Source organism: Thioalkalivibrio sp. ALJ24 (genome assembly GCF_000377785.1).
In the GTDB taxonomy this organism is placed as follows: Bacteria; Pseudomonadota; Gammaproteobacteria; order Ectothiorhodospirales; family Ectothiorhodospiraceae; genus Thioalkalivibrio.
The window spans coordinates 349,342-364,807 of the sequence record NZ_KB898726.1 but is presented as its reverse complement, the minus strand read 5'-3'; the positions used below and the strand labels follow the sequence as shown (position 1 = coordinate 364,807).

Here is a 15,466-nt window from a genome sequence, read left to right as displayed (position 1 = left end):
CTGGAGATCGGTTCGGAGAACCTGTCGGATGCGCGTTCGCGGATCCGGGATGCGGACTTCGCCGCGGAGACGGCGGATCTGACCCGGGCGCAGGTGCTCCAGCAGGCGGGGACCTCGGTGCTGTCGCAGGCGAATGCGGTGCCGCAGAACGTGCTGGGTCTGCTGCAGTAAGGCTTCGGGTTCCTCCGGGCCCGTGCTGCGGGCCATCCCTGGGCCCGCCCCGAGTGATCGGGGCGGGCTTTTTTGCGTTTTGGCGGGTGGTCTTGGCGGGTGCGTTTTCGCGCGCGAGCGCGCTCCTACGGGGAGGCGCGGTCGGGGATATGGGGTCGGGGTACGGGATGGATTGCGGGGATTCCTCGGCGGTGGCAGGAAGTTGCCGCCGGGATCGGCCAGAATCCGGGTAAAGGGGTTCGTGGGGTGACAGGGTGCGCCGCAGCGGGGCGGAAAAAATTTGCCGTCGGGCCTAAAGTTCCTTGCCGGTCGGCCGTTACCGACAGCAGGAGCGGAAGTGTTTCCGCACGGTTGGCCCCCGTCATGGGGCTGTCATGGCAAGAGGAAAAGACCATGTCACAAGTCATCAACACCAACATCCTGTCGCTGAATGCCCAGCGGAACCTGAATGCCTCACAGAATGCACTTTCGCAGTCGCTGGAACGCCTGTCGTCGGGCCTTCGGATTAACAGCGCGAAGGACGACGCGGCGGGTCTGGCGATTTCGGAGCGTTTCACCAGCCAGATCAATGGCCTGAACCAGGCGGTGCGCAACTCGAATGACGGTATCTCGTTCGCCCAGACCGCCGAGGGTGCGCTGGACACCATCGGGGATGCGCTGCAGCGTGCTCGCGAGCTGTCGGTGCAGGCGGCGAACGACACCAATTCGGCCTCCGACCGTCAGGCGCTGAACGACGAGGTGCAGCAGCTGATGGAAGAGGTCAGCCGCGTGGCCAACTCGGCGGAGTTCAACGGTGGCCGGATCCTGGACGGCACGGTGGATGATCTGTTCTTCCAGGTGGGGGCGAACCAGGGTCAGAGTATCGCGGTGAGCGGTGTCGATGCCCGGACTTCCCAGCTGGGGACCACCGAAGTGGTGGGGGACGAAGGCCTGACACAGGAGCAGATCGCCAGCCTGAGTGATGAGACGACGTTTACCGATCTCAATATCAATAGCGAGGATTTCGACGAAACGATCGAGGTGGATCTTTCCGGAAATGGCGACTCGGAACCGGCGCGTACGCTGGAGGATGCAGTGCGGCAGATTAACGCCGCGATTACCGATGCGGCGACGGGTGACGGGGACGACGCGGCCGCCATTGCCGATGCCAATCTCGAAGCGTCTCTCCGGGTGACTAACGACGGCGAAACGACCATTGCCATCACGTCGCGGTTTGGCACGGACGAATTGGCGGTCACGGGGGGAGAAGTCAATTTCGATGGCGAGGGTGATGCTGATGTGACCCTGTTTGGGGGTACATCTCCGGCGGCGTCAGACATTACGCTGAACGACATCGACGTGACGACGCGTGATACGGCGACTCAGGCGATTGGTGCGCTGGATGGTGCGCTGACCGAGGTGAACTCGCTGCGCGCGGAGCTGGGTGCGGTGCAGACGCGTTTCGAGAGCACGATCTCCAACCTGGAGATCAGCGCGGAGAACCTGTCGGATGCGCGTTCGCGGATCCGGGATGCGGACTTCGCCGCGGAGACGGCGGCGCTGACCCGGGCGCAGGTGTTGCAGCAGGCGGGCATCGCGGTACTGAGCCAGGCCAACGCCGTGCCGCAGAACGTACTGGGGCTGTTGCAGTAAGCTCCCAATGACCAGGAGGGGGCCGGTCGTTTCAAAGCGGTCGACCCCGGGAGGGCCTAGAGATGACGGAAATGATCAACAACAGCATGCCCGGTGCTCAGGGGATCACGTCGAACGCCCGTTCGGGCGAGTCCGGGGGCGGGCGAGTCGATGCCCGCGGTCCGGAGAGGGCGGGCGGCGATACGGCGGTCGAGCGGCAGGGCGTTGCCGCCACGGTTGACGCAGGCGGGCCCGGGCGGCAGGGCACCTCCGCCGCCGAGGGGCGCGAATCGGGGGAGCCGGTGGAGGCCTCCGATCTCGCGCCGGTGGTGGAGTCCATCAATGCCTATCTCCAGAACAGTCAGCGCACTCTGGAGTTCAGTGTCGATGAGTCCAGCGGACGTACCGTCATCACGGTGATGGACGGGGAAAGCGAGGAGATCATCCGCCAGATCCCGCCTGAACAGATGCTGGCCCTTGCGGAGCATTTCGAGAACGAGCGGGATCTTGGCGGCACGGGGTTTGTCGACAAGGCGTGAACGTTTAATGCCGGGCGGCATTGTTCTTGCTGTTTTGTCAGGGGGCCGACCGGGCCCCCGGCTGGATCATCATGATCCGGGTCCTAAAGTTTTCGGCGCCTGCGCCGTTAGCTTACTCAGAAACGACCAGACACCCGCGGTGCGGGCAGGAAGGCAGCAGCGATGGCGATCAGTTCACTCGGCGTAGGTTCCGGCCTCGATCTCAACCAGATCGTGGGCGATCTGGTGAACGCTCAGCGAGCGCCGCGCGAGGAGCGCCTGAACGAGCGCGAGGAGCGCATCGAGGCCGAGATCTCGGCCTACGGTTCGCTCAGCAGCAGCATCGACGGGATCGGGTCGGCATTGTCCGACCTGGCGGATTTCGAGCCCGAGCAGTCCGCCTCGCTGAGTAACGGGGACGTGGCCTCGGTGGTGATCACCGGGGATGCGCCCAACGGCGACTTCAATATGGACGTGCAGGAGCTGGCCACGGCGCAGACCGTGGCCTCGGATTCCGGTCAGTTTGATTCCCCGGACGACACAGTCGGTGCCGGCACCTTCAGTATCTCGGTGGGTGGCGGTGACCCGGTCTCGCTGGATATAGATGAGGACGACACCCTCAACGATCTGCGCAATGCCATCAACGACGCCGATGCCGGGGTGCGTGCCTCCATCGTCAACGACGGCAATGGGCCGCGGCTGACCATGACGTCCGAGAGCACGGGCGAGGAAAACACCATTAACGTCGAGGTCGACGGTGATGAAGGTGGCCTGGGCCGGCTGGCGAATCTTGGTGAACCCGAGACGGTCACCGTGAAGGCACAGGATGCCGTCGTGACCATCGACGGTATGGAGATCACCAGCGCCTCCAACACCCTGGAGGACACCATCGAGGGCATGGCCATCGACCTCGAGGGGGTCGGGCAGACCTCGGTTTCGGTGAGCGAAGATCGGGACGAGTTGCGCAACGGTCTGGAGTCGTTCGTTGAGGCCTATAACACGATGGTCTCCGAGACCAACGAGATGACCGCTTATGACCCCGAGGAAGACGAAGCCTCGGTGCTCACCGGTGACAGCACGGTGCGCTCGGCGCGCAGCCGCATGAGCAATGCGCTGATGGAGCGTTCCCAGGTCGACGGCATCAACAACCAGACCCTCGCCGAACTCGGTATCACGACTCAGCGTGACGGTACGCTGTCTTTTGACACACAGCGTTTTGACGAAGTGATGGGTCGCGAAGGGTTCGAGGACGTGTCCGCCATGGTCCGCGATATCGCCGGCGGCATGGAAGAGACCCTGCAGGGGATTACCGGGCCCGAGGGTCTGATCCAGACCCGCCAGGACGGGCTGCAGAACGAACAGGACCGCGTGGACCGTCAGCGCGAGCGGCTGGATGACCGCATCGAACGACTGGAAAGCCGGCTGGTGCGCCAGTTTTCCAGCATGGATACCTCCGTCGCCCAGATGCAGCAGACCGGGGATTTCCTGCAGCAGAGGCTCGGCGGCGGTGGCGGTGGCATGATTTAACGATCCCCTGGGGGGAGAGCAACGGAGGCGAACATGTACGGCATGAACACGAGAAAGAATGTGGATTCCTACCGCCAGGCAGGCATGCTGTCGGAGGTGCAGGTCGCCGATCCGCACCGCCTGGTGCAGATGCTGTTCGAGGGTGCGCTGGAACGCATCGCGGTCGCGAAGGGCGCGATGAAGGCCGGCAATGTCGCCTACAAGGGTGAACGGATTGGCAAGGCGATCGACATTATCGATTCGCTGCGCTCGATGCTGGATGACAAGCACAATCCGGAACTGGCCGAGCGCCTGGCCGCGCTGTATTCCTACATGCTGCGCCGCCTGACCGAAGCCAACCTGCACAACGATCCCGAGCGGCTCGACGAGGTGTCGAAGCTGCTGCGCGAGATCAAGGCAGGCTGGGACGAGATCCCGCCGGAATACCGCAACCCCGCCTCCAACCGGGCGAGCTAGCCGCCTCCGATATGGCCGATTCGTCCACTTCGGCGACCTCGCTCGAGGAGGACCTGGAGGTCGTTCTCCAGCGCCTGCGCACCGCAGTGCACGAGGAGGCCTGGGAAGACCTCCCCGAACTGGACCTCCAGGCCCGCGGGCTGATCGAGGAGGCGTTCGGTTCCGCCCCGCGCCTGGCAGATGCCTCCGGGGCGCGTTCGCGTGCCGCGCTGGAGGCCCTGTCCGAGTTCTACCGCGAGACGGTTCCCGAGATTGAGCAGCGCCGCCGCGCGGCCCTGGAGGAGATCAAGGGCCTCAGGGCCGGGCGCAAGGGCGTGAACGCCTACCAGGCGGCCCGGCGCACCGGCTAGTCTTTCCCGCACTCCGGGGCGGCTGCCGGATCGTGCGCGCGGCGCACGCCGTAAATGTTTTCCAGTGAGCAGAGGCGGTCGAACAGGGTGCTCAGCTCGCCCAGATCCGTGACCTCTGCCTCCAGTTCCATGCGCACGCTGCGATCCTCCGGATCGGTCTGCGTGTTCACCCGCAGCAGATTGATCCCGCATTGCGAGAAGACCCCGCCCACCTCGGCGAACAGCCCGGGGCGGTCCTGAGCCTCCAGTTCCAGTGACACGATCTCGGTCTCGGGTTCGTCGCCCCAGTTCACCGGGATCAACCGCGCGCGCTTGTCCTCTGGCAGGTGGAGGATGTTGGGGCAGTCGTCGCGGTGGACCGAGACCCCGGCACCGCGGGTGATGAAGCCGATGATCGGGTCGCCCGGCTGCGGGTTGCAGCACTGCGCGCGGGTGGTCAGCAGGCCGCCCACGCCGCGGATACGGATGTCCTCGCCGTTTGCTTCTCGGCTCTCAACACTGGAGCGGCGCTCGCCCCGTCGCGGCCGCGCGGGCGGGGTGGCGGCCGTATCCTCCCGGGTGCTTTTCTCGCGTTCCTGCCGCTCGCGGATCATGTGCGCCAGGCGTCCGGCGATCTGCCCGGTGGTGATGTCGCCGGCGCCCAGCGCGATCATCAGTTCGTCGAACCCGGGGTATTTCATCTGCCGCGCGAGTTCGTCGCGATCGAGGTCGGGGATGCGTTCGTGCAGTCCGAGACGCTGGCATTCCCGGTCGAACAGCTGTTTGCCGGTGGCCAGGTGCTCGTCCTGATGCTGCTGGCGGAACCAGGTGCGCACCTTGGCCCGCGCCCGCGAGGTGTTGAGGTAGCCGAGGTTGGGGTTGAGCCAGTCGCGGCTGGGGCCGCCCTCGCGCGCGGTAAGGACCTCGACGCGTTCGCCGGAGCGCAGCCGGTAGGTGAGCGGGACGATGCGCCCGTCGACCTTGGCCCCGCGGCAGCGGTGGCCCACCTCGGTGTGCACGGCGTAGGCGAAATCCAGCGGCGTGGCGCCCTGGGCCAGGTCCAGCACGTCGCCTTGCGGGGTCAGAACGAACACGCGCTGGTGCAGCGGCTCGCTCTGGATCTCGTCGAGCAGGTTCTGGTCGGAGCCGTCGGTCTCCAGCAGCTGGCGCAGCGAGGTGATGGCCTGGTTGAGGGCGCGATCCTCGCTCCCGCCCTCCTTGTAGCGCCAGTGGGCGGCGACCCCCAGTTCCGCGAACTCGTCCATCTCGCGGGTGCGGATCTGTACCTCCACGAACTTGCCCTCGGGTCCCACCACCGCGGTGTGCAGGGACTGGTAGCCGTTGTCCTTGGGGTTGGCGATGTAGTCGTCGAACTCGCCGGGCAGGTGGCGCCAGTGGTTGTGCACCACGCCCAGTACGGTGTAGCAGGTGGCCAGGCGGTCCACGATCACGCGCGTTGCGCGCAGGTCGTACAGCTCGGACAGCGGCGTATTCTTGCGCTGCATCTTCTTCCAGATGCTGTAGATGTGCTTGGGCCGGCCGAATACCCGGGCCTCGATCCCGGCATCGGCGAGGTGCTTTTGCAGCATCCGGGTGAAGCGCGCGACATACTCTTCGCGTTCGGTGCGGTTCTCCTCCAGCCCGCGCGCGATGTCGCGATAGGTCTCGGGTTCGAGGATGCGCAGCGAGAGGTCTTCCATCTCCCACTTGAGCTGGCCGACCCCCAGCCGGTTGGCCAGGGGGGCGATCACGTCCAGGGTCTCCTGCGCCAGCGCGCGGGCACTGGCGTCGGGTTCCTTCACCACCAGGCGCAGGTGCTGCACGCGGAACGCCAGTTTGATCAGCACCGCGCGCACGTCGTCGACCATCGCCATCAGCATGCGGCGCAGGCGTTCGGCCTGTTCGGGCCGGCCGGCCGGGGTCTCGAAGCGTCGGCGGACCAGTGCGGAGACGTTTTCGGTGAGCTGCGCGACACGTTCGCCATAGTCGTGGCGCAGGGCCTTTGTATCGGCGTGGCCGGCCAGATAGGCCGGGACCAGCAGGGTCGCGATCAGGGTCTGGCGATCAACGTTCAGGTGGCGCAGGATCTCGGCGACATCCAGCGCATGCGCCTCCAGACCGGCGGCCTCCACCGCGGCCAGTGCGGCATCCAGCGCCGAGGCCAGGTTTGCGTCGGGCCCGGCATCGCCGGCCAGGCGCTGCAGCAGCTGGTCGCGGTCAAGTCCGCGGAGTTCGGTGTTGGTCAGCAGGGAATGGCGCATCGCGGCAGTCGGCTCGGGTGCGGCGCCGGGGCGCCGGACATTCGGTGACTCGTCTCGCATTGTACGCGAGTTGCGACCGTGCACGGGGATGTTCAGGATGCCCGGCATGGGCACTGTGATCCGATTTCTCATCCTGCTGGCCACGGGCTACGCCGTGATGGTGGCAACCCTGTACCTGATCCAGGACCGCATGGTGTACATGCCGTCGCGCGACGTGACCTCCACCCCGGCGGATGCCGGCCTGGAATACGAGGAGGTCTGGCTGGAGCCGGATGAGGACGTACGTCTGCACGGCTGGTACGTGCCGGGCCCGGACGAGGAGGCGCCGGTTCTGCTGTTCTTTCACGGCAATGCCGGGAACATCGGGCACCGTCTGCATTCGCTGGAACAGTTCCATCAACTGGGCCTGGCCGTACTGATCATCGATTACCGCGGTTATGGGCGTTCGTCGGGCCGGCCGGACGAGCCGGGCCTGCACGCCGATGCCGACGCCGCCTGGGCGTATCTCCTCGACGAACGGGGCTACGCGCAGGAGGATATCGTGGTGTTCGGCCGCTCGCTGGGGGCGGCGGTGGCCGCGCGCCTGGGCGCCGACGAAAGCCCCGGGGCGGTGATCCTGGAGTCGGCGTTCACCTCGGCGGCGGATCTGGGCGCCGAGATCTATCCGTTCCTGCCGGTACGCTGGCTGATCCGTGACCCGTATCCGGTGCGCGAGCACGTGCGGCGCATGGGGTCCCCGCTGCTGCTGGTGCATGCACGCGAAGACGAGATCGTGCCCTTCGAGCATGCGCGCCGCCTGCAGGCGGCGGCTCCGGGTACGCCGCCGATCCTGGGTCTGTGCGGCGGCCACAACGACGGCTTCCTGCGGTCCGGACCGCTCTACACCCGCGGGTTGCAGGATTTCCTTGCCGCGGCCGGCGTGCTGCATGGCGGAACGGACTGAGCCGCGACGGGTCCATCATCTCTCAACACCACTCGCTGCACGGGACAAAAGACATGAAAGCACTGCTGATCGATGCCGAAAAACAGTCCATCGAACCGATCGAGACCGGCGGACGGGAAGACCTGCCCGGACTGATCGGCTACGAAACCCTCGAGGCGGATACGATCGGCCCCGAAGGTGACACCCTGTTCTTCGACGAGGAATGTTTCCTGCGCGGAACCGCCGGTCGTTTCCAGATCGACAGCATCATTCCGGTGTCCGGCCGGGGCGTGGTGGTCGGTTCCGCGGATGGCGGCACCACCCTGCAGGATGTCGTCTCCGACGTGGACAGCCTCAGCGCGCGTCTGAAGTACCTGTAGGCCGTTCCCGGGTCTCTACCTGCACCTCGCCGTGCAGGGTGCGGTGTACCGGACAGCGATCGGCGATCTGCAGCATGCGTTCGCGCTGTTTCGTATCCAGGTCGCCCTCGATGGTGATCTCGCGGGTGATGTGGTCGACCGGACCGTTCTCGCCCTTGAGCTTCTCGTGCTGCAGGTGCACCCGTACGCGTTCCAGCGGCAGCTGCTTGTGCGTGGCGTACATGCGCAGGGTCATGGTGGTGCAGGCCCCCAGTGATGCCAGCAGCAGCTCGTAGGGGTTGGGGCCGGTGCCATCGCCGCCGACGTCCGGCGGTTCGTCGGCCAGGAAATGGTGCGGGCCGATGCGTACGTCCTGCTGGTACTGGCCGTCGCCGGTTTCCTCGACCGTCACTTCGGTCCCGTCGCCGAGCGCGTCCGCGTCGGCCGACCCCCCCTCGTCTTCTCCGAGGTAGCGTGCTCCCCAGGCGGCGACCAGTCCGGCCACGTATTCGGCATCGGCCGGATTGAGCAGGGTGTGGTCGGCATCGTCCAGTGACACGAAGCTCTTGGGATGGCGCGCGGTCTCAAAGATGCGGCGCGCCGCGTCCACCGACACTACCGTGTCGCCCGGAGCGTGCAGGATCATCAGCGGCCGGTCGAGGTCGCGTATGCGTTCGGCCTGGGTCTGGCTGCGCAGGTCCTCGACGAACTCCCGCCGGATACGGAACGGACGGCCGGCGAGGTTCACCGTCGCCTCGCCTTCGGTCTCGATGGTCTCCAGCGCCTCGCCGAAATGATCCAGCACGCTGTCGGCCTCGAACGGGGCGGCGATGGTGGCGACCGCGCGGCATTCGGGGATGCGTCCGGCCACCCCGAGCACCGCGGCGCCGCCCAGGCTGTGCCCGACCAGCAGCGCGGGTGCGGCATCCCGGCCACGCAGATAGTCGGCTGCGGCCAGCAGGTCCTCCAGATTGGAGGAGAAGCCGCTGTTGGCGAAATCGCCCTCGCTGTCGCCGAGTCCCGTGAAGTCGAAACGCAGCGTTGCGATGCCGGTTTCAGCCAGCCCGCGGGCGATACGGTTGGCGGCGCGGTTGTCCTTGCCGCAGGTAAAGCAGTGGGCGAACAGTGCCCAGGCCCGAACGGGGCCGGTGGGGCGATCGATGCGCCCGGCCAGCATCTGGCCCCGGTGGCCAGGAAATTCGACACGTTCTCGGCGCATGCAGCGGCCTCCTGTGTTCGTGCCGGGATTCGGCCGGATTCTGCCCGGATCCCGGAAAATAAAAACCCGCCGGAAGGTTCTCCCGGCGGGTTGCCAGGCCCGACCCCGGGAGGGGCCGGGCACCAGGGGAACGGAACGGTTACCCCTGAGCGGCTTCGGCCTCGGCCAGCCGGATGAGCTTCAGCTCGTGGAACAGCCCCATCAGCAGGCTGACCGCCATGACCAGCAGTACGATCATGAACGGCAGACCCGTGCTGACGGCTCCGGCCTGCAGGGCCTCCAGTGCGGCCGCTCCGCCGACCGCCAGCAACACGGCGGCGAGTACGCCCTCGATGGTCGCCCAGAACAGACGCTGGGACTGCGGCGCATCGGTCTTGCCACCGGAGGTGATGCTGTCGATCACCAGCGAACCGGAGTCCGAGGAGGTGATGAAGAACACCAGCACCAGGACCACGGCCAGGAACGAGGTGATCGCGGCCAGCGGCAGGTTCTGCAGCATCTGGAACAACGCCAGCGAGGAGTCGGTGATGCCCTCGTCGGCCAGCACGCCGACGCCGTCGCGCACCTGGTCGATGCCGGCACCGCCGAACACGCTCATCCACACCACCGTGACCAGGGTGGGGACGATCAGCACCGCGGTGACGAACTGACGCACGGTACGCCCGCGCGAGACCCGCGCGATGAACATTCCGACGAACGGCGACCAGGAGATCCACCACGCCCAGAAGAAGATCGTCCAGCTGTGGTAGAAGGTCTCGTCCTCGCGCCCGACCGGGTTGCTCAGCGGGATCATGTACTGGACATAGGCCGAGACGGTGGTGCCGGTGTTGGCGAGGAAGGCGATGAAGCCGCCGAAGATCATCACGAACAGCATGAGCAGGCCGGCAACCACCAGATTGATGTTACTGAGCACCTTCACCCCGCCATCGATGCCGCGCATGACCGAGAGCAGCGCAATCACCGTGACGCCGATGATGATCGCCAGCTGGGTCTGCAGCCCGCCGTCGATGCCGTCGAACAGGAAGTCCAGCCCGGCGGCCGCCTGCTGCGCGCCCAGCCCCAGCGAGGTGGTCAGGCCGAACAGCGTGGCCAGCACCGCGAGGGTGTCGATCACGTGTCCGAACGGCCCCCAGACGCGCTCGCCCAGGATCGGGTAGAACGCCGAGCGGATGGTCAGCGGCAGGCCCTTGTTGTAGGCGAAGAAGGCCAGGGCCAGGCCGACGATGGCGTAGACCGCCCAGGGATGCAGGCCCCAGTGGTACATGGTCGCGCCCAGTGCGGCTTCCTTGGAAGCTTCGGTGCCGCCCTCGATACCCAGCGGGGTGCCGAACCACTCGGTGAAATAGCCCACCGGTTCCGCCACGGCCCAGAACATCAGGCCGATGCCCATGCCCGCGGCGAACAGCATGGAGAACCAGGACAGCAGCCCGAAGTCGGGTTTGGCGTCCTGGCCGCCGATCCGGATGCGTCCGATTGGCAGGAGGATCAGGGCGATCGCGAACAGGACAAACAGATTGCCGGCCGAAAGGAACAGCCAGTCGAAGGTTTCCTGCATCCAGGTCTGGGTGGCGCTCAGACCGTCATTCGCCCGGTCCGGGAACAGCAATGCGCCGATGACGAACAGCAGGATCAGGCCGGCACTGACCACGAAAACGGGGTTGTGCAGGTCCAGCCCGAGGGGGTTGATGTTTTGCTCACCGATCTCGTGATCGGTTTCGTAGGCCTTTTCCAGCTCTTCTCTTTGTTTTTGCAGATCGTCTTGGTCGCTCACCCCGCTACCTCCCTTGTTTGGTGACCTCGCGATGATTGCACGGTCGTGACGGATTCCTCAATCCGGATGGCGTTTTGGGTGGACTTGTGGGTCCGTTGGTGGTTCAGGCGGGGTCGCCGTGGCCGAAGGTGCGGGCCACGTAGTCGATGTCCTTGTCACCACGGCCGGAGAGGTTGACCAGTACCGTGCTGCCGGGGTGCGCCTCGCCGTGCTGCACCGCCCAGGCCACCGCATGGGCGCTCTCCAGTGCGGGTATGATCCCCTCGGTGCGCGAGAGACGGTAGAAGGCGTCCAGCGTCGCGTCGTCATCCACCGCATGGTAGGCGACCCGTCCGGCGGTCTTCAGATAGGAGTGCTCGGGACCGACCCCGGGGTAATCCAGCCCGGAGGCGATCGAATGCACCGGGGCCGGGTTGCCCTCGTCGTCGGTCAGCAGCATGCACTTGAAGCCGTGCAGCATCCCCGGTTTGCCGAAGGTCATGGTGGCGGAATGCTGCCCCGGTTCGCTGCCGCGACCAAGCGGCTCCACGCCGTTGAGCTGCACCTCGGGGTCCTCGATGAAACCGGCGAACATGCCCATCGCGTTGGATCCGCCCCCGACACAGGCGACCACTTGTTCCGGCAGCTGGCCGTCGGTCAGTTCCTGGTACTGTTCGCGTGCCTCGATCCCCACCACCGACTGAAAATTGCGCACCATCATCGGGAACGGATGCGGTCCGACCACCGAGCCGATCGCGAACAGCGCCGTGTCGGCCTGCGAGAGATAGGACTGGAACGCGGAGTCCACCGCTTCCTTGAGGCTGCGCCCGCCGAAGGACACCGGGACGACCTCGGCCCCCATCAGCTTCATGCGGGTGACGTTGGGTGCCTCCTTCTCGATGTCGATCTCGCCCATGTGGATCTCGCACTGCATCCCGAAACAGGCCGCCGCAGTGGCCAGGGCCACGCCGTGCTGGCCGGCGCCGGTCTCCGCGATCAGCTTCTGTTTGCCCATGTGCCGCGCAAGCAGGGCCTCGCCCATGCAGTGATTGAGCTTGTGCGCTCCGGAATGGTTGAGGTCCTCGCGCTTGAGGTAGATATGCGCGCCTGCCTCGCGGCTGAGGTTGCGCGCGTAGTAGACCGGTGTGGGGCGCCCCTGGTAATGGCGGCGGATGTAGCGCAGTTCCTGGAGGAAGTCGGCCGACAGCGCCAGCTGACGATAGGCGCGTTCGATCTCGGCGAAATGGGATTCCAGTTCGGGCGGCAGGAAGGCGCCGCCGAATTCGCCGAAATAGCCTTCGGCATTCGGAAAATCCTTCAGATAGGACATGGCGGTCTCGTGGCTCGGGCGGCGGGGCCGCGTGGTTACCTTTGGAGGGTCACCATGATCCTGCGCCGGCCATCGCTTGCCAAGAGATGCGGGGGAAGGGCATGCCCGGACCCGCCGGGGGGCCGGGCAGCCGGGTGGCGTTACTGCAGAACGCTCTCGAGGATGCGTTCGTTGTCCTCGGTGGCGTCGGCCATGATTTCGGCGATGCTGCCGCCGAACACCCGCGCCACCAGACCGGTGTTCATGCGCGAGACGATGACCGTGCCGTCGCTGCGCTCGTACACCGAGACGCGGCAGGGCATCATGGAGGTCACCAGGTAGTTGTCTTCGTCGCTGAGAAGGTTCCCGGCATGGTCCGGCTGGCACAGTTCGAGTACCGTTGCCGGAGCGACGTCGTACCCGTGCTCGCCCACGGTGCCGCTCAGGTCGTGCTTGGTCGGGATCGCCCAGCCTTCAGCTTCAGCGGCATCCTCGATGCGTTCAATCGTCTCTTCGTAGCCGTACTGGCTTTCGTCCTCGACGATCATCAGCCCGGGAGCGGCATTGTAGGCGTAGGCAAAGGCCAGGATGATACCGGCTATGAGCCCGATGATGGCTCCCAGCAGGAAACGGTTCTGCATGATCACTCTCTCCTGTCGTTATCGTGTTCTCCCGGATCGACCGTTCCACGGTCGCCGGGCTTACTACAGCTTACTCGCCGGAGCGGCCGTTTGACTATTCCGGCTGCCCTGCGGGAACACGGCGGTCCGGCGATGCTCGGCCTGCTGGTGGTGGCCGGCATCGTGGCCGGCAGCCTGCTAGGGGATCCCGAGTGGGTGCTGGCGGCCGGGCAGCAACTGACCGCGGACCCATGGCGTCTGGCCGGGCTGGTGGTGCTGATGGCGGTGCTCTTCACCTTCGCGCTGCCGGGAAGCCTGGTGGTGTGGCTGATCGCGCCGTTCGTGCCGCCGTGGATCGCGGTTCCGCTGCTGGTTACCGGCAGCACGCTGGGGGCGATGGGCGGATACTGGCTGGCGGGGCGGCTGGGGTCGGATCGCGGGCCGCTGCGACGCCATCCCTGGCTGGTGGATGCATTGCGACGCCACGGAGACTTCCTGCATCTGATGGCGATGCGGACCTTCCCGGGCTTCCCGCATTCGGTGATCAACTACGCGGCGGGCATGCTGCGGCTGTCGCGCGTGGCGTTCGTGCTGGCGACCATCCTGGGGCTGAGCGTGAAATGGGGCGTCTACGCCAGCGTGCTGTATGGCGCGGCGGAGGCCATCGAGCGGGGCGAGGCGCTGGACCTGCATACTCTGGTGCCGCTTGCGGTGCTCGCGGTGCTGCTGCTGGCCGGGGGGTGGCTGCGTCAGCGGGTCCGCCGTTCGGTGGACGGTCCGGCGGGGCGCTGACCGGGTTTCGTGCGGTCGGGATCTCGCGCAGGATACTCGACACAGTCGACGGAAATTGGAGAGCCCGGATGATGCTCGGACGGCCGCATGCGTTCTTCGCCACCGTGAATCCGGTGGTGTTCACCGCGTCATCCATCGTGGTGCTGACTTTCGTGCTGTTCGGGGTTGTGTTCACCGAGACGGCCTCGCTGACCTTTGCCGCGATCCACGGATTCATCACCCAGTATCTGGGCTGGATCTATATCCTGGCGGTGACCATCTTCCTTGCCTTTCTGGTCTGGCTGGCGCTCAGTCCGTACGGGCGGATCCGGCTCGGGAATACCGAGGACCGTCCGGAGTTCAGCTTCATGGCGTGGTTCTCCCTGCTGTTCGGGGCGGGCATGGGCATCGGTCTGATCTTCTGGAGCGTGGCCGAGCCGATGCTGCACTACCAGAACCCGCCGTTCGGCGAGGGCGAGACCCAGGAGGCGGCCGGTGAAGCCATGGCCTTCACCTTTTTCCACTGGGGCCTGCATGCCTGGGCGGTGTACGTGGTGCTGGGCCTGTCGGTGGCGTATTTCTCGTTCCGCAAGGGGCTGCCGCTGACGATCCGCTCGATCTTTTATCCCATGCTGGGGGACCGGATCTACGGGCCGATCGGGCACGTGATCGACATCCTCGCGGTGTTCGGGACGCTGTTCGGTCTGGCGACCTCGCTGGGCTTCGGCGCGATGCAGCTGAACACCGGCCTGAACGTGCTGTTCGGCATGCCGGTCTCCGGCTGGTTCCAGGTGGGGATCATCGGGGCGATCACCTTCGTCGCGGTGATGGCGGTGATCTCCGGGCTGGACCGCGGGCTGAAATGGATGAGTCTGGCCAACCTGTGGCTGGCCACGGCACTGCTGCTGTTCGTGCTGCTGGCGGGCCCGACGCTGTTCATCATCCGCTTCTTCCTCGACTCCATCGGCGAGTACCTCAACCACATCGTGCAGCTGAGCCTGACCGCAGGCGCGATGCAGGAGGCCGAATGGCAGAAGGAGTGGACGATCTTCTACTGGGCCTGGTGGATCGCCTGGTCGCCGTTTGTGGGGATCTTCATCGCGCGGGTCTCGCGCGGGCGCACCATCCGCGAGTTCATTGCCGGCGTGCTGCTGCTGCCGTCGCTGTTCGTGTTCGTGTGGCTGGCGGTGTTCGGCGGCACGGCGCTGCATTTCGAGCTGTTCGGAGACGGCGCGGGGATCGCGGCCGCGGTGGCCGAGGACACGACCATTGCGCTGTACGCCACGCTGGAGCAGTTGCCGCTGTTCCATCTGGCCTCGGGGCTGGCGACCGTCCTGATCGCGACCTACTTCATCACCTCGTCGGGGTCCGGGACCCACGTGATCGACGCGCTGGTCTCGCGCGGGAGTACGCGCTCGCCCAAGCGCCAGCGGGTGATCTGGGGCATCACCGAAGGCGCGGTGGCGGCCACCCTGCTGATCGTGGGCGGCGAGATGGCGCTGGACGGCCTGCAGACCGGGGCGATCACCGCAGGGTTGCCGGTGGCGATCATCCTGCTGTTCGCCTGTGTGAACCTGACCCGGGCGCTGCAGGGGGAAAAGGCCGCCCCGTACTGACGCACCGGCAGGCGCGCGGGAAGTCCC

15 protein-coding genes are annotated in these 15,466 nt (G+C 66.2%); 10 read left to right on the top strand and 5 right to left on the bottom strand.

Annotated elements, in window-relative coordinates; all coding sequences use genetic code 11:
- The 6 genes from D571_RS14060 to fliT form a co-directional block, all read left to right on the top strand.
- A partial coding sequence (locus D571_RS14060) for a flagellin (RefSeq protein WP_255349491.1) occupies positions 1–171 on the top strand: 171 nt, incomplete at its 5' end.
- A gap of 393 nt (positions 172–564) precedes the next feature.
- The gene (locus tag D571_RS0105885; protein ID WP_026287624.1) at positions 565–1,803 is read left to right on the top strand and encodes a flagellin; all 1,239 of its coding nucleotides are present in this window, start codon (positions 565–567) and stop codon (positions 1,801–1,803) included.
- A gap of 62 nt (positions 1,804–1,865) precedes the next feature.
- On the top strand, positions 1,866–2,321 hold the full coding sequence (locus D571_RS14055; RefSeq protein WP_018935752.1) for a flagellar protein FlaG: 456 nt from the start codon (positions 1,866–1,868) through the stop codon (positions 2,319–2,321).
- A gap of 162 nt (positions 2,322–2,483) precedes the next feature.
- Positions 2,484–3,827 carry a flagellar filament capping protein FliD gene (fliD, locus tag D571_RS0105875; RefSeq protein ID WP_018935751.1) on the top strand — a complete coding sequence of 448 codons (1,344 nt, stop codon included), beginning with the start codon at positions 2,484–2,486 and terminating at the stop codon, positions 3,825–3,827.
- A 33-nt stretch (positions 3,828–3,860) separates the two neighbouring features.
- Complete coding sequence (fliS, locus tag D571_RS0105870) at positions 3,861–4,283, top strand: flagellar export chaperone FliS (protein ID WP_018935750.1); 423 nt, start codon at positions 3,861–3,863, stop codon at positions 4,281–4,283.
- Positions 4,284–4,294: 11 nt separating this feature from the next.
- Positions 4,295–4,633, top strand: a complete 339-nt coding sequence (gene fliT / locus D571_RS0105865; protein WP_018935749.1) for a flagellar protein FliT — start codon at positions 4,295–4,297, stop codon at positions 4,631–4,633.
- Here fliT and D571_RS0105860 read toward each other — a convergent pair.
- On the bottom strand, positions 4,630–6,873 hold the full coding sequence (locus tag D571_RS0105860) for a bifunctional (p)ppGpp synthetase/guanosine-3',5'-bis(diphosphate) 3'-pyrophosphohydrolase (RefSeq protein ID WP_018935748.1): 2,244 nt from the start codon (positions 6,871–6,873) through the stop codon (positions 4,630–4,632). The genes fliT and D571_RS0105860 overlap by 4 nt on opposite strands.
- Before the next feature lie 106 nt (positions 6,874–6,979).
- On the opposite strand from D571_RS0105860, the gene D571_RS0105855 reads away from it, so the two are divergent.
- Positions 6,980–7,816 (top strand): alpha/beta hydrolase, encoded by an 837-nt coding sequence (locus tag D571_RS0105855; protein ID WP_018935747.1) that lies wholly within the window; start codon positions 6,980–6,982, stop codon positions 7,814–7,816.
- A gap of 53 nt (positions 7,817–7,869) precedes the next feature.
- Entirely contained in the window at positions 7,870–8,175 is a 306-nt protein-coding gene (locus tag D571_RS0105850; RefSeq protein ID WP_018935746.1) for a hypothetical protein, read from the top strand.
- On the opposite strand, the gene D571_RS0105845 is transcribed toward D571_RS0105850, so the two are convergent.
- From D571_RS0105845 to D571_RS0105830, 4 genes are all read right to left on the bottom strand, one after another.
- Positions 8,150–9,373, bottom strand: a complete 1,224-nt coding sequence (locus D571_RS0105845; RefSeq protein WP_018935745.1) for an alpha/beta fold hydrolase — start codon at positions 9,371–9,373, stop codon at positions 8,150–8,152. The genes D571_RS0105850 and D571_RS0105845 overlap by 26 nt on opposite strands.
- A 139-nt stretch (positions 9,374–9,512) precedes the next feature.
- Positions 9,513–11,144: a BCCT family transporter gene (locus D571_RS0105840; protein ID WP_018935744.1), complete on the bottom strand. Its 1,632-nt coding sequence runs from the start codon at positions 11,142–11,144 to the stop codon at positions 9,513–9,515.
- A 103-nt stretch (positions 11,145–11,247) separates the two neighbouring features.
- Positions 11,248–12,453 (bottom strand): tryptophan synthase subunit beta, encoded by a 1,206-nt coding sequence (trpB, locus tag D571_RS0105835; protein WP_018935743.1) that lies wholly within the window; start codon positions 12,451–12,453, stop codon positions 11,248–11,250.
- Between the two features lie 140 nt (positions 12,454–12,593).
- Positions 12,594–13,073: a DUF302 domain-containing protein gene (locus D571_RS0105830; RefSeq protein ID WP_018935742.1), complete on the bottom strand. Its 480-nt coding sequence runs from the start codon at positions 13,071–13,073 to the stop codon at positions 12,594–12,596.
- Positions 13,074–13,205: 132 nt separating this feature from the next.
- Here D571_RS0105830 and D571_RS0105825 point away from each other — a divergent pair, with 132 nt between their 5' ends.
- Positions 13,206–13,844: a VTT domain-containing protein gene (locus tag D571_RS0105825; protein WP_018935741.1), complete on the top strand. Its 639-nt coding sequence runs from the start codon at positions 13,206–13,208 to the stop codon at positions 13,842–13,844.
- Between the two features lie 68 nt (positions 13,845–13,912).
- Entirely contained in the window at positions 13,913–15,439 is a 1,527-nt protein-coding gene (locus tag D571_RS0105820; protein ID WP_018935740.1) for a BCCT family transporter, read from the top strand.
- The last annotated feature ends 27 nt before the right edge of the window (positions 15,440–15,466 follow it).